At 38.7% G+C, this 23,412-nt stretch carries 19 protein-coding genes; 13 read left to right on the forward strand and 6 right to left on the reverse strand.

Annotation, left to right across the window (positions count from 1 at the left end; genetic code table 11):
* The first annotated feature begins 9 nt into the window (after positions 1 to 9).
* The 11 genes from ACMAZA_RS02665 (at position 10) to ACMAZA_RS02715 (ending at position 13,395) form a co-directional block, all read left to right on the forward strand.
* A complete protein-coding gene (locus ACMAZA_RS02665) occupies positions 10 to 834 on the forward strand; it encodes a YgfZ/GcvT domain-containing protein (RefSeq protein WP_435189790.1) in 825 nt (274 codons plus the stop codon).
* Positions 827 to 2,203 (forward strand): sodium:proton antiporter NhaD, encoded by a 1,377-nt coding sequence (gene nhaD / locus ACMAZA_RS02670; RefSeq protein ID WP_435189792.1) that lies wholly within the window; start codon positions 827 to 829, stop codon positions 2,201 to 2,203. Before ACMAZA_RS02665 ends, nhaD begins: the two co-directional genes overlap by 8 nt.
* Positions 2,190 to 2,882, forward strand: coding sequence for a type III pantothenate kinase (locus tag ACMAZA_RS02675; protein WP_435189794.1), 693 nt, complete (start codon positions 2,190 to 2,192; stop codon positions 2,880 to 2,882). The genes nhaD and ACMAZA_RS02675 overlap by 14 nt, the downstream gene beginning before the upstream one ends.
* Positions 2,883 to 2,927: 45 nt before the next feature.
* Entirely contained in the window at positions 2,928 to 4,127 is a 1,200-nt protein-coding gene (locus tag ACMAZA_RS02680; protein WP_435189796.1) for a tryptophan--tRNA ligase, read from the forward strand.
* Positions 4,128 to 4,139: 12 nt separating this feature from the next.
* Positions 4,140 to 4,868, forward strand: a complete 729-nt coding sequence (locus ACMAZA_RS02685; RefSeq protein ID WP_435189798.1) for a pseudouridine synthase — start codon at positions 4,140 to 4,142, stop codon at positions 4,866 to 4,868.
* Positions 4,869 to 4,986: 118 nt separating this feature from the next.
* The gene (gene ileS, locus ACMAZA_RS02690; RefSeq protein WP_435189800.1) at positions 4,987 to 7,755 is read left to right on the forward strand and encodes an isoleucine--tRNA ligase; all 2,769 of its coding nucleotides are present in this window, start codon (positions 4,987 to 4,989) and stop codon (positions 7,753 to 7,755) included.
* Entirely contained in the window at positions 7,755 to 8,846 is a 1,092-nt protein-coding gene (gene aroB / locus ACMAZA_RS02695; protein ID WP_435189802.1) for a 3-dehydroquinate synthase, read from the forward strand. Before ileS ends, aroB begins: the two co-directional genes overlap by 1 nt.
* A 12-nt stretch (positions 8,847 to 8,858) precedes the next feature.
* A complete protein-coding gene (gatC, locus tag ACMAZA_RS02700) occupies positions 8,859 to 9,146 on the forward strand; it encodes an Asp-tRNA(Asn)/Glu-tRNA(Gln) amidotransferase subunit GatC (RefSeq protein WP_435189804.1) in 288 nt (95 codons plus the stop codon).
* Positions 9,147 to 9,148: 2 nt separating this feature from the next.
* Complete coding sequence (gene gatA / locus ACMAZA_RS02705; protein ID WP_435189806.1) at positions 9,149 to 10,591, forward strand: Asp-tRNA(Asn)/Glu-tRNA(Gln) amidotransferase subunit GatA; 1,443 nt, start codon at positions 9,149 to 9,151, stop codon at positions 10,589 to 10,591.
* Positions 10,592 to 10,601: 10 nt separating this feature from the next.
* On the forward strand, positions 10,602 to 12,029 hold the full coding sequence (gene gatB / locus ACMAZA_RS02710; protein ID WP_435189807.1) for an Asp-tRNA(Asn)/Glu-tRNA(Gln) amidotransferase subunit GatB: 1,428 nt from the start codon (positions 10,602 to 10,604) through the stop codon (positions 12,027 to 12,029).
* Positions 12,013 to 13,395: a protein adenylyltransferase SelO gene (locus ACMAZA_RS02715; RefSeq protein WP_435189809.1), complete on the forward strand. Its 1,383-nt coding sequence runs from the start codon at positions 12,013 to 12,015 to the stop codon at positions 13,393 to 13,395. The genes gatB and ACMAZA_RS02715 overlap by 17 nt, the downstream gene beginning before the upstream one ends.
* On the opposite strand, the gene ACMAZA_RS02720 is transcribed toward ACMAZA_RS02715, so the two are convergent.
* Positions 13,387 to 14,022: a site-2 protease family protein gene (locus ACMAZA_RS02720; RefSeq protein WP_435189811.1), complete on the reverse strand. Its 636-nt coding sequence runs from the start codon at positions 14,020 to 14,022 to the stop codon at positions 13,387 to 13,389. The two genes, ACMAZA_RS02715 and ACMAZA_RS02720, sit on opposite strands and share 9 nt — an antisense overlap.
* Positions 14,023 to 14,063: 41 nt before the next feature.
* Here ACMAZA_RS02720 and ACMAZA_RS02725 point away from each other — a divergent pair, with 41 nt between their 5' ends.
* Positions 14,064 to 15,767, forward strand: a complete 1,704-nt coding sequence (locus tag ACMAZA_RS02725) for a proline--tRNA ligase (RefSeq protein WP_435189813.1) — start codon at positions 14,064 to 14,066, stop codon at positions 15,765 to 15,767.
* A gap of 47 nt (positions 15,768 to 15,814) precedes the next feature.
* The gene (asd, locus tag ACMAZA_RS02730) at positions 15,815 to 16,573 is read left to right on the forward strand and encodes an archaetidylserine decarboxylase (protein ID WP_435190451.1); all 759 of its coding nucleotides are present in this window, start codon (positions 15,815 to 15,817) and stop codon (positions 16,571 to 16,573) included.
* 2 nt (positions 16,574 to 16,575) lie between these two features.
* Here the strand turns inward: asd and ACMAZA_RS02735 are convergent, their stop codons facing one another.
* The 5 genes from ACMAZA_RS02735 to dnaK all read right to left on the reverse strand — a co-directional run bounded on the left by ACMAZA_RS02735 (position 16,576) and on the right by dnaK (position 23,382).
* A complete protein-coding gene (locus ACMAZA_RS02735; RefSeq protein WP_435189815.1) occupies positions 16,576 to 17,565 on the reverse strand; it encodes a putative transporter in 990 nt (329 codons plus the stop codon).
* A gap of 49 nt (positions 17,566 to 17,614) precedes the next feature.
* The gene (locus ACMAZA_RS02740; protein WP_435189817.1) at positions 17,615 to 18,862 is read right to left on the reverse strand and encodes an HlyC/CorC family transporter; all 1,248 of its coding nucleotides are present in this window, start codon (positions 18,860 to 18,862) and stop codon (positions 17,615 to 17,617) included.
* A 74-nt stretch (positions 18,863 to 18,936) separates the two neighbouring features.
* Positions 18,937 to 20,223: a phosphopyruvate hydratase gene (eno, locus tag ACMAZA_RS02745; protein WP_435189819.1), complete on the reverse strand. Its 1,287-nt coding sequence runs from the start codon at positions 20,221 to 20,223 to the stop codon at positions 18,937 to 18,939.
* A gap of 73 nt (positions 20,224 to 20,296) precedes the next feature.
* A complete protein-coding gene (dnaJ, locus tag ACMAZA_RS02750) occupies positions 20,297 to 21,400 on the reverse strand; it encodes a molecular chaperone DnaJ (RefSeq protein ID WP_435189821.1) in 1,104 nt (367 codons plus the stop codon).
* A gap of 71 nt (positions 21,401 to 21,471) precedes the next feature.
* Positions 21,472 to 23,382, reverse strand: coding sequence for a molecular chaperone DnaK (gene dnaK, locus ACMAZA_RS02755; RefSeq protein WP_435189823.1), 1,911 nt, complete (start codon positions 23,380 to 23,382; stop codon positions 21,472 to 21,474).
* Positions 23,383 to 23,412 lie beyond the last annotated feature (30 nt).

Raw genomic sequence — 23,412 nt, forward strand, 5'->3', positions numbered from 1 at the left:
GCTTATTAAATGACTGTTGTTGTTACTAATAGAGCATTATTAAGGGTTTCAGGGGCTGATGCTGAAGTCTTTTTACAGTCACAATTATCTAATGATATAAACCTACTTAAAAAAGGTGTTCAGTTAAGTAGTTTCTGTCAGCATCAAGGGAAAATAATCGCCTTATTCTGGGTAATGAGATCTGGTGATGACTTTCTGCTCTCATTCCCAGAGGATTTAAATGAAAAAGTAATCTCAAGACTCAAGATGTTTGTGATTATGTCAGATGTGAAAATTGAGGATATTTCGAGTCAATACAACCAAATTGGCTTAATCAATGAAAGTAACTCTAATGCTTATTCTATTAATGAAAATTTGTCATTGTTGATTGATTCCAATGAATTAATGAAAAAAGATTTCTCTTCAGGTTATGATCTATGGGCTAAAGCATGTATTGACTATAAAATCCCTGAAGTATTTTTAAGTTCAAGTGAAAAGTTTGTTCCTCAAATGCTTAATTTAGATATAAATGAAATTGGTGTTAATTTCTCAAAAGGCTGCTATCCAGGACAAGAGGTTGTGGCAAGGCTTCATTATCTGGGAGAGGCAAAGAGAAGATTATTTGCTTTCAAATCTGATTTTGAAATGCAAGTTGGCGACAGTCTTTATTGTTCATCCTCTAAGGCTGCAAAAGCAAGAGGGAATCGTTATAAAGGGAGCGGTATTGTCGTTAATAGTGTAAAATTCAATTCGTATTTTTACTGTATTGCAACTCTGGATATCGACTTGCTGGACAGAGAAATTACTCTTAACGATGAACATGGACCAATTCTAAAAATTAATAACAATGAATAAAATCATATTACTACTAATCACCTTAATCCCAAGCCTAAGTTTTGCAGCCTCATCCTACGAAAGTATCGATTTAACTGACCATGCTGCGGGATACATTGCGTTAATCATATTTGTAAGTGCATATTTCTTTGTGATGATCGAAGAATTCACCCATCTTAGAAAGTCTAAGCCAGTGATTCTGGCTGCAGGTATTATCTGGGCCATTATTGGATGGATTTATGCTGTAAATGATATTCCACATGCTGCTGAGGCTGCAGTTAGACATAATTTTTTGGAGTTTGCAGAGCTATTCTTATTCCTATTAGTGGCAATGACTTACATCGAATCAATGAGGGAGCGTTTGGTTTTTGATAAGCTCAAAGTTTGGCTTATATCAAGGGGATTCTCTTATAGACAGCTTTTCTGGCTAACTGGAATTTTAGCTTTCTTTATGTCTCCAATCGCAGACAACCTAACGACTGCTCTGGTAATGGGCGCAGTTGTATTAGCAGTAGGTGCTGGTAATGCACGCTTTATATCCATTGGCTTTGTGAATATTGTTGTAGCTGCTAATGCGGGTGGTGCATTCAGCCCATTTGGAGATATTACAACTTTGATGGTATGGCAAAAAGGCCTAGTTGACTTTCAGCAGTTCTTTGTACTATTTGTTCCATCAGCGGTCAACTATCTTATACCTGCAGCTATTATGCATTTTGCAATCAAAAATGAAAAGCCCAAGGCAATTAGTGAACAAGTTGACATTAAAACTGGCGGAATACTAATCACTTTTATGTTTCTTGTAACAATTGCAACAGCAGTAAGCTTCCATAACTTCCTTCATCTCCCGCCAGCAATGGGAATGATGACAGGCCTCGGTTACCTGATGATTGTCAGTTACTTTGTGAAGCGTCATAATCCTAATGAAGATAAATCAGAAAGATTTGATATCTTTACGATGGTCTCTAGAGCGGAGTGGGATACACTTTTATTTTTCTTTGGCGTCATTGTAAGTGTTGGCGGCCTTGGCTTTATGGGTTATTTGGCTCTAGTCTCTGAGGCTATGTATGTGGAACTAGGTGCGACCTATGCAAACGTGCTTGTAGGAATACTCTCTGCCATTGTCGATAACATCCCGGTAATGTTTGCGGTTCTAACCATGACTCCTGACATGTCCTTAGGTCAATGGCTTCTTGTAACCCTGACAGCTGGAGTTGGCGGCAGCCTCCTATCAATTGGATCGGCCGCCGGCGTTGCCCTTATGGGACAATCCAAAGGTTACTACACTTTTGTATCTCACCTGAAATGGATTTGGGCTATTGCTCTGGGTTACGGCGCAAGTATTGTGACGCACCTCTGGATTAATGCAGCTCTTTTTGATGTCCCAATCTAACATCTACATCGATATAGGGAACTCTGCTATTAAGTGGCGCACTCGAGAGTCAGATGTCTATTCTAAGAGGGTAGATGAATTTTTATTAAGCACTCTGCCTCAAGCTGATACAGCTTGGGTCAGTGCTGTTGCTAATTTAGACATTGTCGAAGATATTAAGAGTCTATTTAAAGAATTTCATCTTTTAAACTCTCAAAAAAAATGTAACAATTTGCTAGTCGCCTATGATGATCCATCAAGCCTAGGTTCAGATAGATTCTTCGCCATGCTTGGCGCAATGAACCAATTTCCTAAAAAACCTTTGCTTGTAATTGATACAGGCACTGCAACGACTTTTGATGTTATCGATGGGGATGGTATTCATCAGGGTGGTTTAATCATGCCTGGTCTTGGAGCCCTTAGAATTAGTTTTTCAAAGTTCGAAACGACAGATTTGTCTACTAATATTGATGGCTTGGCTAGTAACACAAAAGATTCATGGAAAAACGGAACACAGGCAATGCTTATATCATCCATCAATAATCAAATTGAAAAATTTAATGAAATGTTTTCAGATGGAATAGTCACAATTTGTGGAGGTTTTGTTGATGAGATAAAAAATGAACTTCCCAACTCTGTCCAAATCTTTGACAATCTGGTTCTTGATGGTTTGGAATGTTATAGCCAAACTGTGGGATAATAATTTTAACCATATAATTAACCATATAATACTAATAAAAATACAATGAAAGATCATCGCGTACTATCGGGAATGCGCCCAACAGGACAACTCCACTTGGGCCACTACCACGGAGTCCTTAAGAACTGGGCTAGGCTTCAAAATGAATATGATTCATACTATTTTGTTGCAGACTGGCATGCTTTCACGACGCACTACTCGGATAGAATTGATCTTGAAAAAAATGTTTCAGATATGATTGTGGACTGGCTTGCAACAGGACTCAACCCCAACACAGCTACTTTATTTGTTCAGTCAAAGGTTCCAGAGCATGCAGAGCTCCATTTGCTTTTATCTATGACTACGCCTCTCAGTTGGCTCGAGCGTGTTCCATCATTTAAAGATCAGCAAGAGAAACTTAAATCTAAAGACCTTTCGACCTATGGTTTTTTGGGGTATCCGCTTCTTCAAAGTGCAGACATTTTGATCTACAAAGCCGGACTCGTTCCTGTTGGTGAGGACCAAGTTGCACATGTCGAATTCACTAGAGAGGTAGCAAGAAGGTTTAACTTTGTATATGGAAGGGAGTCTGATTTTGAAGAGAAGGCTGAGTCAGCCATTACTAAGATGGGCAAAAAGCAGGCAAAACTCTACAGAGAATTAAGGAAGAGTTATCAGGAGACTGGTGATGATGAGTCTCTTGTAAAAGCCAAAGCTCTGCTCGGAGAGCAGCAAAATATTACTCTGGGAGATAGGGAAAGGCTTCTAGGCTTTATAGAGGGCTTAGGAAAGATTATTCTTGTAGAGCCCGAAGCGCTTTTAACTGAGGCATCAAAAATGCCAGGCCTAGATGGGCAAAAAATGTCTAAGTCCTACAATAACACGATTTCATTAAGAGAGGATCCCGAGACAGTCAAGCAAAAAGTCAACAGAATGCCAACTGATCCCGCTCGAATCAAATTAACAGACCTAGGCGATCCAAACAAATGCCCAGTATGGCAAATGCATCAAATCTATTCATCTGAGCAAACTCAAAATTGGGTCAAGGATGGCTGTCAAAGTGCCAAAATTGGATGTATTGAGTGCAAAAAACCCATTGTGGATTCTATTGTTTCAGAGTTAGAGCCGATCCAAGAGGAGGTAGCTAAGTATGAGTCTAATCCAAACCTCATTCAAGAAATAATCTTTGAGGGCTCTGAAAGGGCTCGGGTTGTTGCTAGAAGCACAATGGAAGAGGTCAGAGATGCCATGGGAATAACTTACTGAGTAAGATAAATTATGTCTGACAGAATACAAAAACTCATTGCCAATGCTGGCTATGGCTCAAGACGCTGGGCTGAGAGATTAATCGAGCAGGGCAGGATATCAATTAATAATCTGGAAGCCAAGCTTGGTGATAAAGCTATCATTACGGATAAAGTTACTATCGATGGAAGGTTAATTGACCTTCGTAGATACTCAGAAGAAGAAACAAAGGTATTGATCCTGAATAAGCAGGCAGGTGTCATCTGTTCCAATAAGGATGAAGAAGGTCGACAAAGTGTCTTTGAATTCTTACCCGATAACACTCGTTGGGTTATGGTAGGTCGATTGGATCTTAACACATCAGGCCTTCTTCTCTTTACAAACAACGGTGACTTGGCTAATAAATTAATGCACCCAAGCTCTGAAATAGACCGAGAATATGCAGTTCGCGTTTTAGGTAAGGTAGAAGATGAGCACATCAATAAACTCACAAACGGTATCGAGTTAGAGGATGGTTTCGCTAAATTTCATAGAGTGACAATTGGGGGAGGTGAGGGCGCTAACCGCTGGTATCACGTGGTCGTTAGAGAAGGAAGAAAAAGAGAAGTCAGAAGGCTCTGGGAGGCGCTAGACTTTAAAGTGTCTCGTCTTATCAGAACAAGATTTAGTGACATACGTTTGCCTGAAAAATTGAGGGCGAATCAATCAGAATATCTAAAACCTAAACAGGTTCAGGCGCTCTTAAATTCAGTCGACTTATAGGCCAAAATTATAATTTTTTTCTAGACTAAAATTCATATCTTGGATGGATTATCATTCTTGATATAGCCTATGGGTCAAGTATAATGGCGTCTTTAGATTTAAATAACTATAAGCCAGAATGTCTGACTATAAAAACACCTTAAACTTGCCTGCGACAGATTTTCCAATGAAGGCCAACTTAGCTAACCGTGAAGGCGGATTTCTCAAGGAGTGGCATGATCAAGATTTAAATCAACAGATTCGAAATAAATTCAAAGGGAGTCCCTTGTTTGTTTTGCATGATGGGCCGCCTTATGCAAATGGCGATATTCATATTGGCCATGCAGTTAATAAGGTACTAAAGGATGTCATTGTAAAAAGTAAAACACTCTCCGGTTTTGATTCTCCCTACGTCCCTGGATGGGACTGCCATGGTCTTCCAATCGAGCATATGGTTGAGAAAAAGAAAGGCAAGGTTGGGCATAAAATCACTGCTGATGAGTTCAGAGCTGCTTGCAGAGATTACGCTGATAAGCAAATTGAAAAACAAAAGGTTGATTTTAAGAGACTGGGAATTATTGGTGACTGGGACAATCCCTATTTGACAAAGAATTTCAAATATGAGGCTGACATTGTTCGCTCACTGGGAAAGATTGTTAAAAATGGTCATATTACAAAAGGCTTCAAGCCAGTTCATTGGTGCACTGAGTGCTCTTCTGCATTAGCAGAGGCAGAGGTGGATTACAAGGATAAGAACTCAGATACGGTCGATGTTGCATTCAAAGTTAAGGGCGATTTTTTTGCGCAAGAAAAACCGGTATCTCTGATCATTTGGACGACAACCCCATGGACACTCCCTGCAAATGAAGCGGTATCTTTGCATCCTGAATTTAATTATGCACTTGTTGATGTAGGAAAGAGTCTTTTTCTTTTATCAGAGGATTTGCTAGAATCTTCTCTCGAGAGATACGGTATACAAAAATTTAAAAAATTGAACAAGGTTTATAAGGGCTCTGAACTCGAAGGAATTATGCTTGAGCATCCTTTTTATGATAAAGAGGTCCCTGTCATACTCGGTGAACACGTCACTACGGATGCAGGAACAGGGGCAGTTCACACAGCTCCAGCACACGGACAAGATGACTATATAGTTGGTCTTAAATATAACCTGCCAGTAGACTGTCCTGTTGATGGCAGAGGCGTATTTATTGAATCTACTGAGGGAGTTGGTGGAGAGTATATTTTTAGAGCTAATTCAACTATTATTGGAATCCTTGATGAAAAAGGCACCCTTGTAAAGCATGAACCAATAACGCATTCATATCCCCACTGTTGGAGACACAAAACCCCTGTCATTTTCCGAGCTACACCTCAGTGGTTTGTCTCAATGACCCAGAAAAACTTGAGAGAGAGGGTTAATGAAGAGATTCCAAAGGTTAAATGGATTCCTAATTGGGGTCAAAAACGAATTGAATTGATGGTAGGTAATAGACCAGACTGGTGCATTTCTCGTCAAAGGTATTGGGGTTCGCCGATTACGTTATTTGTTAATAAGAATACTGGTGAGCTGCATCCAGACACCGAATCTTTATTTGAAGTCATAGCAAAAAAAATTGAGGTTGAAGGTATAGAGGCATGGTTTAAGCTTGACGCAGAAGAGGTGTTAGGATCTGACGCAAAAGATTACGAGAAGACAACGGATACTCTAGATGTATGGTTTGATTCTGGAGTCAGCCATTATGCGGTATTGAATGCAAGTGAATACCTGCCTGATGTTGCTGATATGTATCTAGAGGGTTCTGATCAGCATCGTGGCTGGTTTCAATCTTCTTTGTTGACCTCATGTGCAATTAATGATAAAGCGCCTTACAAACAAGTTTTAACTCACGGTTTTACGGTTGATCAAAACGGGCACAAGATGAGCAAATCTCTAGGAAATGTAATACCTCCACAAAAAGTTGTTAACTCTCTTGGTGCTGATATATTAAGACTTTGGATAGGCAGTACTGACTATTCGGGTGAGATGACTGTCTCAGATGAAATCCTCAATAGAAGTGCAGATAGCTATAGAAGAATCAGAAACACTATGCGCTTTATGTTGGCCAATATGCAAGGATTTGATCCAGATAAAGATTTAGTTGAAAATGAAGAAATGATTTTATTAGATCGATGGATTGTCTCTAAAACATTTGATCTTCAGCAGAATGTTATTTCAGAATACGATAATTATAATTTTCATTTTGTCATGAAATTAATTCTAAATTTTTGTACTAACGATCTTGGGGGTTTTTATCTCGATATCATTAAAGATAGGCAGTACACAACTCAGACTGATTCATTGGCAAGGCGATCAGCGCAAAGTGCATTGTTCCATATCTCTCATGCCATGGTAAGGTGGCTTTCACCAATCCTTTCCTTTACAGCTGAGGAGATCTGGCAGTTTTTACCTGGCGCAAGTCAGAAGAGTGTCTTTTTAGAGACCTGGTACAAGGGCTTAAAAGGTAATTTTGACAATATGGCGATTGAAACAGCCAGAGATATTAATACGCACCTAAGAAAAGAGCTTGAGGAAATGCGCCGTAATAAGGACATCGGCTCATCACTAGACGCTGAGGTTGATATCTACTGTGATCAAAAGAATTATCAGGCATTGTTAGAGCTTAAGAATGAGTTAAGATTTGTTTTTATTACTTCAGAAGCAAATCTCCATGAACTCAGTAATAAATCAACTGATGCCAAAGAGATTGATAGTTCTCTTTCAATAAGAGTAAGAAAGAGTGTTCATCAAAAGTGCGTTCGTTGCTGGCATCATCGCCCTGAAATAGGAGAAAATAAGAGCCATATTGATTTATGTGGGCGTTGCATAGAAAATGTATCTGGAGAAGGTGAACATAGGATATTTGCTTAATGTCAGATAAAACAAAAATTCTTAATGTAGAGCTTGCTGATAAATCCTATCCAATTTATATTGGTACTGATTTACTATCTTTGAACTCATTGATGACTGATCACATTGAAGGCAAGCAGGTTATGATTGTAACAAATACAACCATTGCTCCCTTGTATCTTGAAAAGCTTAAAGCAGCTCTGGAAGGCTTTAATGTTGAGTCTGTTGTTCTGCCAGATGGAGAGAAATTTAAGACATTAGAGACGTTAAATAAAGTTTTTGATGCACTTTTGAAGGCTAAATTTGATAGAAGTTCTACACTTGTTGCCTTAGGTGGTGGCGTAGTTGGAGATATTACTGGTTTTGCTGCTGCTTCCTATCAAAGAGGGGTTAATTTTATTCAAGTGCCTACAACACTGCTCTCACAAGTCGATTCAAGCGTTGGCGGTAAAACTGGGGTCAACCATGAATTGGGTAAAAATATGATTGGTGCCTTCTACCAACCAAAAGCAGTTATTATCGATGTTGATACACTAGATACTTTGAGCGAGCAAGAATATTCTGCTGGAATGGCTGAGGTCATTAAGTATGGTCTTCTTGGAAACGCTGACTTTTTATCCATGCTTGAGGATAACATTGAATCAATTATGGCTCGCAATAAAGATTTAATCATAGAGATTATTTTTAACTCTTGTCAAGATAAAGCTAGCATTGTGGCACTCGATGAATTTGAAAGAGGTAAGAGGGCACTATTGAACTTGGGCCACACATTTGGCCACGGAATAGAAAATGCATTTGGTTACGGTAATTATCTTCATGGAGAGGCTGTTTCAATAGGAATGGTCATGGCGGCCAAACTCTCTATGGATGAAGGGCATCTATCAAATGAAGATGCGATAAGAGTTGAAAATATTCTCTCAAAAGCTAATTTACCAATAGCTATCAAAAAGAGTATTGATAGCGAAACTTTGATAGAGGCAATGTCACTGGATAAAAAATCAATTGATGGCAAGATACGCTTAGTTCTTTTAAAGGCCCTTGGTGAGTCATACCTAACAGACTCATACTCAAAGGAAAATTTTAATGGGGTGGTCAATAATTTTTGCCACTAATTTATTTTAAATATGTCATTAGATCATAAAAAAGTTAAAGAAATTGCTTACCTAGCCAGGCTCAATATTGAAGATACAGACATTGAGCAGGCTACTGCTGAGCTGAATAATATTCTAAGTTTGATGGACAAACTAGGCGAAATAGATACTGGTGATTCCGAACCAATGGCCCACCCCTTAAAAATGTCCCAACGATTAAGGGAGGACAAGGTGTCGGAAGATGATCTTTTTGAAGAGTTTCAAGCGATTGCCCCAAAGACCGGTAAAGGTCATTTTCTCGTACCAACAGTAATTGAGTAATCATGCATAATTTAACCGTTGCAGAGCTAATAAAAGGTCTAAAAAATAAGGATTTTTCCTCTCTGGAGCTAACCCAGCATTATTTAAATAGAATCAACAACTCAGAGCTGAACGCTTTTATTTCTATTACTGAAGATGAGGCGCTTTCTCAAGCAAAGGACGCTGATAAAAAAATAACACAGGGGGACAGCTCAATTCTTACAGGTATACCTTATGCCCATAAAGATATCTTTTGTACTAAGGGAGTCAAGACTTCTGCTGGTTCGAAAATGTTGGATTCTTTTATTTCTCCTTATGACGCAACTGTCACAAAGAGACTGAATAATGAAAATATGGTTATGCTTGGAAAGACCAATATGGATGAATTCGCCATGGGATCATCGAATGAGAACTCATATTTCGGCCCTGTTAAAAACCCTTGGGATGTCAGTAAAGTTCCAGGAGGATCCTCAGGAGGCTCAGCAGCAGCTGTTGCAGCGCGTCTCTCACCGTTTGCAACAGGAACTGATACAGGGGGGAGTATCCGCCAACCAGCAAGTCTTTGTGGCATTACTGGGCTTAAGCCAACCTATGGGAGAATTTCTCGATATGGGATGATTGCATATGCATCAAGCCTTGATCAAGCAGGGCCAATGACTCAAACTGCAGAAGATGCTGCGATTATTCTAAATGCAATGGCTGGCTTTGATAAGCATGACTCTACTAGTGCTAATAAAGCGGTTCCTGACTATACGCAGTGCCTCAAAGATAGTGTTAACGGTCTAAAGATTGGTTTGCCAAAAGAGTACTTTTCTGAGGGGCTTGAATCAGGCGTTGAAAAAATATTGATGCAGTCTATTAAAGAATATGAGTCAATGGGGGCTGAGATTAAAGAGGTCTCACTTCCAAGCTCGATTCATGCACTACCGGCTTACTATATTGTTGCTCCATGTGAATGCTCATCTAACCTCTCTAGATTTGATGGAGTCAGGTATGGCTATCGTTGTGAAGATCCAAAGGATTTAAATGATTTATATCTAAGATCACGTTCTGAGGGTTTTGGGGAGGAAGTCAAAAGAAGAATAATGATAGGTGCTTATGCATTATCAGCAGGTTACTATGATGCCTTCTACCTAAAAGCACAAAAAGTACGTCAGCTTATAAGTGAAGATTTTAAAAAGGTATTCAAAGAGGTTGATCTTATCATGGGGCCTGTCTCGCCTACTGTTGCTTTTAAATTAGGGTCAGTTAAAGATCCTGTTTCGATGTATTTGGCTGATATATATACTCTCTCAGTTAACTTGGCGGGGCTTCCAGGTATGAGCATTCCAGCTGGATTTTCAGGTAACTTGCCTGTAGGGCTTCAGTTAATTGGAAACCACTGGTCAGAAGAACTGCTCTTAAATGCAGCACATCAATTTCAAATGAGGACTGACTGGCATAAACATTCGCCAGCAGGAAGCTAGGGGCTTGTCTATGACTTGGGAAACTGTAATTGGTCTAGAAATTCACTCACAATTAAGAACTCAATCAAAGATATTTTCTGGTGCCTCTACTGCGTTTGGCTCTAAAGCAAATACTCAGGCTTGTGCTGTAGATCTTGGATTTCCTGGAGTATTGCCGGTTTTAAATGAGGAGGTCGTTAAAATGGCTCTCCGTTTTGGCCTATCAGTTAATGCAGCTATCAATAAAAACTCGATTTTTGCGAGAAAGAACTATTTCTATCCTGACTTACCCAAAGGCTATCAAATCTCACAATTTGAGATTCCAATCGTTGGTGAGGGTGCTATTGAAATCACTTTAGAGAGTGGAGACCATAAAACAGTAGGCATTACTCGTGCCCACCTAGAGGAGGATGCTGGAAAATCTATCCATGATCTTTATGACGACTTCACTGCAATTGATCTTAATCGTGCTGGAACCCCATTGCTTGAAATTGTCTCTGAACCTGACATGAGCAGTGCAAAAGAGGCAGTTGCCTATGCTAAGAAAATTCATGCCTTAGTTCAGTACATTGGTATTTGTGATGGCAATATGCAGGAAGGCTCTTTTCGATGTGATGCCAATGTTTCAGTCAGAAAGCAAGGTGAGGGTCTTGGAACAAGAGCAGAACTGAAGAATATTAATTCATTCAAATTTTTAGAGAAGGCTATTAATATAGAAGTTGAAAGACAGATTGATATTTTGGAGGAGGGCGGCTCTGTAGTTCAGGAAACCAGACTCTATGATTCAATTAAAAACGAGACCAGGTCTATGAGATCTAAGGAAGAGGCTAATGACTATAGATATTTCCCAGATCCTGATCTTTTACCCGTTGCCATCAGTGATGAACTTCTGGAAGAGATTAAGAAAGCGCTTCCAGAGCTTCCAACTGAAAAAAAGATAAGATTTATTGAATCACTTGGGTTAAGTCCCTACGATGCAGAAGTTTTAACATCACAAAAAGAAGTGGCTGAGTATTTTGAAAGTATTATAAAACAAGGTGCGGATGCAAAGCTTACTGTTAATTGGGTCATGGGAGATCTCTCTGCAGCTCTCAATAAAAGTCAAATTGAAATTGTCGATTCACCGATCTCTGCAGATGAGTTGTTTCTTTTGATTTCAAGAATTACTGACAACACTATTTCTGGAAAAATTGCTAAGGATGTTTTCAAATTAATGTGGGATGGTAAAGGATCAGTAGATGAAATTATAGACAAGCAAGGCTTAAAGCAGATGACAGATTCAAGCGCTATCGAGTTAATCATTGATGATGTTATCGCGAATAATCCTGGACAAGTTCAACAGTTTAAAGATGGTAATTCTAAATTACTTGGTTTTTTTGTTGGTCAGGTCATGAAGGCTTCCCAAGGAAAAGCTAACCCAAAACAAGTTAACGAGATATTAAATGCAAAGCTCTCTTAAATTTAAAGATTTAGGTAGTGATTTTTTTGCACAAGTACATACTCAAAAGCTAGAAAATTCTTCTTTGATTCATATTAATGAGAGTCTTAGGCAGGAATTAAGCATCAAAGCCAATGAAATTGAGCTTCTAAGTATCTGCTCTGGTGAAAAGCCTCTTGCTAATGAAAGTCCAATATCTACTGTCTATGCAGGGCACCAATTTGGATATTTTGTCCCTCAGCTAGGTGACGGGCGTTCTTGCTTGATTGGTGAGATAGATGGGTTAGAGCTCTCACTCAAGGGTGCTGGGACCTCGCCCTTTTCACGTGGCGCTGATGGACGCGCTGTCCTTCGGTCAAGTATACGTGAGTACCTATGCTCAATAGCAATGCAAGGGCTTAATATTCCAACAACAAGGGCTCTTGCACTAGTGAATAGTACCTCACAAGTTTATAGAGAGCATGTTGAAAATGCAGCAATCGTTACCAGAGTTGCTGAGAGCCATATAAGGTTTGGTCACTTTGAATATTTTGCATCCCAAGGTCATAATGAAAACGTAAAAAAATTAGCAGATTTTGTAATTAAATATCATATGGTTGAGCTTGAGCAAGGTGATTATTTAGGACTCTTTAAACAGGTGATAGAATCTACCTCAATAATGATAGCAAGGTGGCAAGCTCAGGGTTTTTCTCATGGAGTTATGAATACAGACAATATGTCTATTCTAGGATTAACAATTGATTATGGCCCTTTCAGTTTTATGGAAACTTATGATCCAGCCTTTATCTGTAATCATTCAGATACTCAAGGAAGATACTCATTTGAGAGACAGCCATCAGTTGCATTATGGAACTTACAGCGACTAGCTGGTGCTTTAGAGTCGCTCATTCAAGAAGACCAGCTAAAGGATGCTTTATCAACTTATGAAAAAATATTAGTCAAAGAGTACTCGTATTTGATGAGGAGTAAGTTCGGTTTAATCCTCCAAGATGAAGGTGATAATAACCTGATAAATAACTTTTTAGACCTTCTTTATACTCAGAAAAAAGACTATCACAGATCAATGAGAATGCTTTTAAATCAGAACGAGAATTTATTGGGAGATAATTTTAAATCTTGGCTTAAAGATTATAAAAAAAGAATGAATAAAGAGGAAAATTTAACACAGAGCTTAAATTTGATGAAGCAGTTTAATCCAAAATATATTCTTCGAAACTACTTGGCTGAGGTTGCAATTAGAGAAGCCGAAGACCTTCAAAAATATGAAGAAATTGATATTCTGTTTAGGCTTCTTGAAAAGCCCTTTGATAACCATCTTGACTATGAGTCATATGATAGTGAGCCACCTGATTGGGCTAAAAATCTTGAGCTTAGTTGCTCATCCTAGGACAATCAGTGCATAGTTAAACCAACCTAAAATTAGCTCAACCCATGGCCTGACTAGGTAGTTAAAACCCCCAAGAAACATTAAACCTAAAAGGATATATAGACCATATTGCTCTAACTGGTTGTATTGATAGGCCAATCGATTAGGAAGAAGCGCACTTATCACCCTTGAGCCATCTAGGGGAGGGATGGGTAATAGATTAAAAACCGCAAGAACGCAATTCACAAGAATACCGATCCTACCCATCTCAATGAGTACAGCTATATTCATATTAATCGCAATAATCATTACAAATAACCAGCAAACCGCCATAACAATATTAGCCACAGGTCCCGCCAAAGCTACCCATATCATGCCATTTTTCCCATTGCGAAGTGCATTGAAGTTGATTGGAACGGGTTTAGCCCAACCAAAGATAAATCCTGATGATGAGATCAATAAAACTAAAGGAATTGCTATGGTTCCAATAGGATCAATGTGCTTGGTGGGATCAAGTGTAACTCTGCCCATCATTCTTGCAGTGTGATCACCAAGTTTGCTAGCTATCCAGCCATGAGCAGCCTCATGCAGAGTAATTGCGAAAAGCAATGGAATAATATAAATTAATAAAGTTTGAAAATCAGGCATTAGGTAAAATCAAAATATTTAGTGGCTTATAAGCATTTTATATGAAAAGCAGTGATTTTTTAATCTCTACAGTTAAAGAGGCGCCAAATGATGCCAAGATTATCTCGCATCAATTAATGATAAGAGCGGGACTTATAGCTAAATTGGCTTCAGGTCTTTATTCTTACTTACCAATAGGTTTAAAGATTATTCAGAAGGTTGAAAAAATTATCAGAGAAGAAATGAATAAGTCGATGGCATTAGAATTATTGATGCCAGTTGCTCAGCCAGCTGAACTTTGGCAAGAATCAAAAAGATGGGATGAATATGGGCCAGAGTTACTAAGATTTAAGGATAGGCATGATAGAGATTTTTGTATGGGCCCAACCCATGAGGAAGTAATTACTAATATTGCTAAACAGTACATCAGAAGTTATAAACAGCTCCCGATTAATTTTTATCAAATTCAAACAAAGTTTAGAGATGAGATTCGACCTCGATTCGGAGTAATGCGTTCAAGAGAATTCATTATGAAAGATGCGTATTCTTTTCATATGGATGAGGAGTCTCTTGGCGAGACTTATCAAGTGATGCACCGGACCTATTGTAATATTTTTGATAGGCTTGGATTTGATTATAGGCCTGTTTTAGCTGACTCAGGGGCAATTGGTGGAGATAGTTCTCATGAGTTTCATGTCCTCGCTGAGTCAGGTGAAGATGCAATCTGTTTTTCTGACAGTTCAGACTATGCTGCAAATATTGATAGGGCTGAAACTCTTCCTCAAGGAGCTCCAGAAGAGCCTAAAGAGGATTTAACCATTGTTGAAACTCCTAATGTTAAGACCATCAGTGATGTCTGTAATCTGCTGAACGTTAAGCCAGAGAATTCTATTAAAACTCTTGTAGTAATGGGTGATGATGATAATCTAGTCGCCCTTGTTTTAAGAGGCGATCATGAGCTGAATGAAGTCAAAGCATCAAAAATTGAGGGCATTAAGCAACCACTGCAAATGGCAGAGGAAGAAGAAGTGATCAAAAAGTTGGGTTGCAACTTTGGCTCTATTGGCGTTGTAAATATAGATATTTCAATTTTGGTTGATTATGCAGCGGCCTGTCTGTCAGATTTTGTTTGTGGGGCTAACGAAAATGATAAGCACTTTACTGGGGTGAATTGGCAAAGGGATGTTCAAAAAATGACACCTTGCGACCTTCGTAATATCGTTTCAGGTGACCCTTCACCAGATGGCCAGGGCTTGATTGAAATCAAGAGAGGAATTGAGGTTGGTCATATCTTTCAGCTAGGCACAAAATACTCAGATTCAATGAATGCCAATGTCATTGGTGAAGATGGCAGGGCGGTTAATATGAATATGGGCTGCTACGGCATTGGAGTGACCAGAATTATTGCTGCATGTATTGAGCAGAATCATGATGAAAGAGGGATTATTTTTCCTAGGACAATTGCCCCTTTTGAACTGGTCATAGTTCCAATTAATTACAATAAATCATCGCGCGTCAAAGAACTTGCTGACCAGCTTTATGTTGACTGTCAACAGCAAAATATTGATGTACTCCTTGATGATCGAAAAGAGCGACCTGGAATCATGTTTGCTGACTCAGAACTTTTAGGCATTCCTCATCGCTTGGTTATCAGTGATACTCATGCTGATAATGGAAAAATTGAATACAAATCAAGAGCTCTTCCAGATAAAGCTGAAATTGATTTTAAGGACGCCGTTAGCTTTATTCTAGATAAGCTTGTCTAATGACATTTTTACAGTTTTTACTACCTCAGCATCTTTTATCGAGACTTATGTTTCGATTTGCAAGAATACAAACGCCATGGATAAAGAATAGCTTTACCTCATGGTTTGTTTCGAAGTACAAGGTTAATTTGAATGAGGCACTGCTTGAAGATATCGATGAATATAAGCACTTTAATGACTTTTTCACTCGAGCTCTCAAGGACGGTTCAAGACCCATATCTGAATCAAAAGTAGTCTCACCTGTTGATGGTGTGGTCTCTCAGTATGGGAACATAAAAGAGTCATTGATTGTCCAGGCAAAAGGCAAGAAGTACTCAGTCGAAGCTTTACTTGCAGAAAATTCTAAAAACGATCTTTATACCAGTTTTGTAACAATCTATTTGTCACCCAAGGATTATCATCGAATTCATATGCCCCTTGATGGCAGCTTGAAATCAATGAAATACATTCCTGGCAATCTTTTTTCAGTAAATCAAAGGACAGTTGATGACATTGATCAGGTCTTTGCACGCAATGAAAGACTTGTGTGTTATTTTGATTCAGATTACGGTGAAATTGCTTTAGTCATGGTTGGGGCTATTTTTGTTGGATCTATGGAGACTATGTGGGAGGGTCAAATAACGCCTCCCTATAACAAGTCAGTTAAAACTTTTGAATACGATTCTCGTCAAATAAAACTATCCAAGGGAGAGGAGCTAGGCAGGTTCAATATGGGCTCAACAGTTATTCTCTTGCTTCCTCATAATGTACCAAGGATGAATTTTGAGTTTAATAAGACTCTTAAAATGGGACAATCATTAACTTGAAACTATTCAGTTAGTCTTTCATCCATTAATTCAATCTGAGTTTCAAATTCTCTTAAGCGTTTATAAACACTGGCTAGCTCAATAATTGTAGGCCATGCTTTTAATAAGTATTGCATACTACCTTCAACTCTTCCAAATGCCCTAATGATTTGTTGCATGACACCTAATGTAACAGCACCTGCGACAATTGCTGGCGCTAGAAAAACATACGCACTCAATACATTTAATTGAAGATAAGCTATATTTCCAATATTAAAATACAAATAACGCAAATAGCTTACAAAGTGAATTTTTCGAACGTCATCAAATAATTCATTGAGCGTTTTTGGTCTAACATCTGCATCATCTTCAGCAATAACGAGTATTTTTCGGTATGCCGCTTCTTGTTTTTGGAGATCATATTCAACACCAACAAGCCTTAAAATTAATCCAAGTCCAACTAGAAAAAGCGTGCCTCCAACAGACCAAATAAGGGCGCCAACAACCAGTCCATACTCCCAATCACCAAAAAAGAAAATTGGAATACCAATAGAAAGGCCAAATAAGATCGGCAAAAACTCGACAATAATCATGACAGCTGAAATAAAGCTAGTGCCAAGTGACTCCATGATTCTACTAAACTTGATTGTATCTTCCTGAACACGCTGGGAGGCTCCTTCAATTTTACGGGCCTTGTCATATACGCTGTGGTACCAATCTACCATTGCAGTTCGCCATCTAAATAAGAAATGATTTGTAAAAAAAGAAACAAGAACAGCAATTGCTACATAAATCATAGCAAGGCTTATAAACGACCATAATCCACCAAAGTACTCTTCAATGGTAACAGTATTTGGCTCCGCTAATGCTTTCTGAATCATATCGTAGAATTCACCAAACCATTCATTGATCTTAACATCAATTTGGACTTGAACCCATAGCGAAGATAGAATTATTATTGAACCAAGATAGGCCCATAATGCCCATTGTTTTTCTGTAAAAAATTTAAACATTTTTTTCCTTATTTATTGGAGTCATTATTTTTTTTAATTTAAATCATACCTAATTTAATTTTGTGATTTTGACTAGTTTAACTCCCTGCTTGCTGACTTGAATAATCTCAATGATCAATGGATCAATTTTCAAAGAAACATTGTGTTGAGGAAAGCTTTGAAGTTGCTCTAAAATTAGTCCATTCAGAGTTTTGGCATTGTCAAATGGTAGCTTTATTTTGAGTTCAGTATTGAGCTCTCGAATACTTATTTTGGGATCAACTAGGTAGCTTCCGTCTTCTTGCAAAGTTATCTCATCAATGCTCTCACCTTGAGATGAGGTGAATTGTCCTACTATTTCTTCTAGGATATCATCTAGCACAACCATTCCTTGAACCTCACCATATTCATCTACAACAATTCCTAACCTTCTTTTCTGGTTCTTAAAGTGTTCAAGTTGCTGCGATAAAGGCGTTCCTTCTGGAACAAAATAAGGTTCTCTAATGAGCTCTTTAATTTGTGACATATTCACTTCATCTTTAGCATAGTTATTGACTAGGTCTCTCATATGAATTGTTCCAATTATATTACTCTCAGACCCTTCAAAAATGAGTAGTCGGTTATGCTGGATTCGTTTGAATTGATCAAATAACTCCTCCTCATCATTGATATCAGCAATTACTAATTCATTATGAGGAATCATGATGTCTTCAACTTTAACTTTCTCAAGGTCTATGATGTTGAGAAGCATTCTCTGATAGCTATTAGACATCATGGACTTAGAGTCTTTGACTGCCATGCGAAGCTCCTCAGAATTTAAATCATTTTTACTTTCAGTCTTTAGGCCAAAGATATTAAGAATAAATTTTGATATGAGAGATATTAAAAAAATTACTGGTTTAAAAAGATTTATGAATAAATCAAGAAGCCATGAAGCTGGAAGAGCAACTCTTTCAGGATTTTTTGCTGCAAAGGTTTTAGGGGTGTTTTCTGCAAAAATTAAAATCACCACTGTTAGAATCATTGAGGCAATAATGACCGAGCCTTCACCATAAAGCTTTATAGATAACAGAGTAGCTATACTTGCAGCTAAAATGTTGACAAAGTTGTTACCTAAAAGAATAGCACCAATCAAATAATCAATGTTATTCAGAAGCTTTTCAACCCTTTTGGCTTGGACATTGTTTTTTGAGATTAATGTTTTAAGGCGATACCGATTTATAGCCATCATCGAAGTTTCCGAAGATGAGAAGAAAGCGGAAGCCAATATTAAAATGAAAAGTAAAACACTTAGCCAAAAAGTGGACAGTGATTCCAATCAGTTACCCATAATAGTCATTGATGTACTATTTTAACCTTAAATTAACTTTAAGTATTAAAACAAGATTGTTCTCAATCTATTGATTGATTTTTGAATGCGTTTAGGCCAGGATATGAGGCTTTTTCACCCAAATCCTCCTCGATTCTTAATAGTTGATTGTATTTTGCCAGTCTGTCTGAACGTGAGAGTGAGCCTGTTTTAATTTGACCACAGCAAGTTGCTACCGCAAGATCTGCAATTGTGGTGTCTTCTGTTTCGCCACTTCTATGGGACATAACGCAAGTATAGTTTGCGTTGTGGGCAAGTCTCATCGCCTCAAATGTTTCGCTCAGCGTTCCTATTTGGTTCACTTTAATTAGAATTGAGTTTGCTATATTGTTTTCAATGCCTTTGGCTAGAATTTTACTGTTGGTAACAAAAAGATCGTCACCAACAAGCTGAACAGATTTCGATAGTTTTTTGGATAGCATATCCCATCCTTCCCAATCATTTTCATCCATCCCATCTTCAATTGAGATGATTGGATACTTTTCTGTCCAATTTGCAAGGTAATCGGTAAACTCAGCGTTTGTGAGCTTTAAGCCCTCGGAGCTAAGATTATAGGCTCCATCACTATAAAATTCTGAGCTTGCAGCGTCAATACCAATAAAAATGTCTTTTCCAGGCTTGTATCCTGCGTTATTGATTGCTTCAATAATAACCTCGAGTGCTTCTTCATTTGATTGAAGATCGGGCGCAAATCCACCTTCATCACCCACAGCAGTGTTTAGCCCTTTATTATCAAGCACAGTTTTAAGCTGATGAAAAACCTCAGTTCCATATCTGAGGGCCTCTTTAAAGCTTGGAGCGCCTGCAGGAATAATCATGAATTCTTGAATATCAACACTATTGTTTGCATGTTCGCCGCCATTAATAATATTCATCATAGGAACCGGCATAGCATACGAATTCGAATAGTTAAACGAGCGATATAAAGGAACACCCAAAGCATTTGCGTTTGCTTTAGCACAAGCTAAGGAGACAGCAAGTATTGAGTTAGCACCAAGCCTAGATTTTGATTCAGTTCCGTCTAGTTTTATCATCGCTTGATCAACAGTCTCTTGTTTAGATACATCCATGCCCTTTAAGGCGTAATTGATTTCGGAATTAATATAATTAACTGCCTTAAGAACCCCTTTACCTAGATATCGGTTTTTATCACCATCTCTAAGCTCTAGCGCCTCTCTTTGACCTGTTGATGCTCCAGATGGCACTATTGCGCTTCCACTCACTCCATTAGTTAAGTAGACTTCAGCTTCAACAGTTGGATTTCCTCTTGAATCTAAAAGCTCGCGAGCTTTGATGTTCTTAATTATCATAAATTATAGATTGAATAAAAAAATGAGATTTTAAATATAACCCACTAATTCTTTGTGTCAAATTGTTTCAAGCTTACTCAAAGAAAGACTTCATTTTACCAAAGAAAGAATCTGACTCAGGGTGATGCTTCGCTTCACATGAGCTAGAAAACTCTTTTAAAAGTTTTTTCTGTTTTGAATTCAAATTGACTGGAGTTTCAACTTTAACTTGACAGAGTAGATCTCCAGAGCCATTGTGTCTCATTGCTGGCATGCCTTTTCCGCGAAGTCTAAACAACTTTGAGGTCTGGGTTCCAGCTGGAACATTAATTTTGAGTTTTCCTTTTAAGGTTGGAACCTCGATAGAGCCTCCGAGTGCTGAGGTAGCAAAGTCAATAGGAACTTCACAATAAAGATCGTTGCCCTCGCGCTGAAAAATTGGGTGATCTTTGATGTGAATTTGTACATACAAATCACCATGAGGCCCACCTCGAACTCCAGCTTCGCCTTCACCACTGAGTCTAATTCTATTGCCTGTATCGACCCCTGCAGGGATTTTTACAGAAAGTGTTTTTTGATTTCGAACAACACCTTGACCACGACAGGTTCCACATGGAGACTCAATCTTTTCTCCGGTACCATTGCACTGGCTGCATGGCCTTTGGACAGCAAAGAATCCTTGCTGCATTGTAGTTTGACCAGTACCACGGCAATTTCCACAAGTTTTTACAGAGGTGCCTGGTTTTGCTCCAGTTCCCGTGCAAGTTCCACAGGTATCATTTTTAGGGACTCTTATTTTTACTGTGTCACTCTCAGCAGCCTGCTTTAAGTCAATTTCTAAGTCATAACGAAGGTCAGATCCTCGATTATCTGGCTTAGAGTTACCGCCACCAAAAATATCACCAAAAATATCACCAAATCCTCCAGCACCTCCAAATGGATTTCCACCACCAAAGCCCTGACCACCTTGTTCAACCCCAGCGTGCCCGAATTGGTCGTAGGCGGATCTTTTCTGAGGATCTGAAATGATATCGTATGCCTTGCGAACTTCCTTGAATTTTTTTTCTGCACCAGCTTTGTCTCCAGCATTTCTATCTGGGTGGTACTTCATAGCAAGACGTTTGTAGGCCTTTTTTATCTTAGCTTCATCAGCATTTTTATCGACACCTAGAACTTCGTAATAATCTCTTTCTGACATATTTCCCTTAAAATATTAAACCTCTCTTGTTCAAGACAAGAGAGGTTTTTTAAATCAGCAAATAAAGCTACTTACTTTTCTTCTTTTACCTCTTCGAAGTCGGCATCTACAACGTCTTCACCTGTATCTGCATTGCCCGCTTCAGCAGAGCCTTCTGCACCAGCTTTTTCCTGTGCTTTCTGGGCCAGAACTTGCGCTTTTTCACTTAGATTTTGCACTTTAGCATCGATTGCTTCTTTATCGTCACCCTTAATGCTTTCTTCTAACTCAGTAACAGCTCCTTCGATTGCAGTTTTTTCATCTTCGGAGATTTCGTCTTTTAACTCTTCAAGCGATTGCTTTGTAGAGTGAACAAGAGAGTCAGCCATGTTTCTAGATGAGACAAGCTCCTGGAACTTCTTATCTTCATCTGCATGAGCTTCTGCATCTTTAATCATTTTGTCAACCTCTTCATCTGATAGTCCACTAGATGATTTAATAGTAATCGATTGCTCCTTGCCAGTATTCTTATCCTTGGCAGAGACATTCAAGATGCCGTCTGAATCCAAGTCCAGTGTTACTTCAATCTGAGGTTGGCCTTTTGGAGCCGGCGCAATACCTTCTAGGTTGAACTGTCCAAGAGACTTGTTTGCACTAGCGACGTCACGTTCACCTTGGAGAACGTGAACTGTAACAGCAGACTGATTGTCTGCAGCAGTTGAGAAAATTTGCGACTGATTCGTTGGAATAGTTGTATTTTTCTCAATAAGCTTTGTCATCACACCACCCATAGTTTCAATTCCAAGGGATAAAGGTGTTACGTCAAGTAGCAATACATCTTTTACATCACCACCAAGAACACCAGCTTGAATAGCTGCGCCCATGGAAACTGCCTCGTCAGGGTTTAGATCTTTCTTAGGCTCTTTTCCAAAGAAATCTTTAACCATCTGCTGAACTTTTGGCATTCTAGTTTGGCCACCTACGAGAATAATTTCATCAACATCTCCACTTGATAGCCCTGCATCTTTGAGAGCAGTTTTACATGGATCGATAGAGCGCTTCAAAAGATCTGCTACGAGTGACTCTAGCTTAGATCGAGTCATTTTAATATTAAGATGCTTCGGGCCAGAGGCATCAGCAGTAATATAAGGCAAACTTATTTCAGTCTGCTCAGAGGATGAAAGCTCAATTTTTGCCTTTTCTGCAGCTTCCTTGAGTCTCTGAAGAGCCATAGCGTCATTTGCTAGGTCAAGGCCTTGCTCTTTTTTGAATTCATCAACCAAGAAATTAATAATTCTTTGATCAAAATCTTCACCACCCAAGAATGTATCACCATTAGTGGAAAGGACTTCAAAGTGCTTTTCTCCATCAATATCCTCCATCTCAATGATAGAGACGTCAAATGTACCACCGCCTAAGTCATAGACAGCAACCTTCTTATCACCAGTTGATTTGTCGACTCCATAGGCCAAAGCAGCAGCAGTTGGCTCGTTGATGATTCTTTTAACATCTAGACCAGCGATTTTTCCAGCATCTTTTGTTGCTTGACGCTGAGAATCATTGAAGTAGGCAGGCACTGTAATGACAGCTTCAGTAACTTCACTTCCCAAGTAATCCTCTGCTGTTTGCTTCATTTTTTGGATAACCCTTGCAGAAATTTCAGGTGCAGCCATTTTTTTACCCTTGACTTCAACCCATGCATCGCCATTTTTAGCTTTAATTATTTTATATGGAACCAAGTCGATATCTTTTTGGACAGCCTCCTCTTCGAAGCGGCGACCAATCAGGCGCTTAATAGCATATAGTGTGTTTTCAGGATTAGTTACAGCCTGTCTTTTTGCAGGTTGCCCAACCAAGATTTCATCAGAATCTTTCGGATATGCAATAATTGACGGTGTAGTTCTTGCTCCTTCAGAATTTTCAATGATCTTAGCAACACCACCATCCATCACAGCGACGCATGAATTAGTTGTACCTAAATCAATTCCAATCATTTTAGACATTTCATTTACTCCTTGTTTTTTTGTATAAAC

The sequence above is a fragment of the Pseudothioglobus sp. nBUS_23 genome (assembly GCF_051201565.1).
In the GTDB taxonomy this organism is placed as follows: Bacteria; Pseudomonadota; Gammaproteobacteria; order PS1; family Pseudothioglobaceae; genus Pseudothioglobus.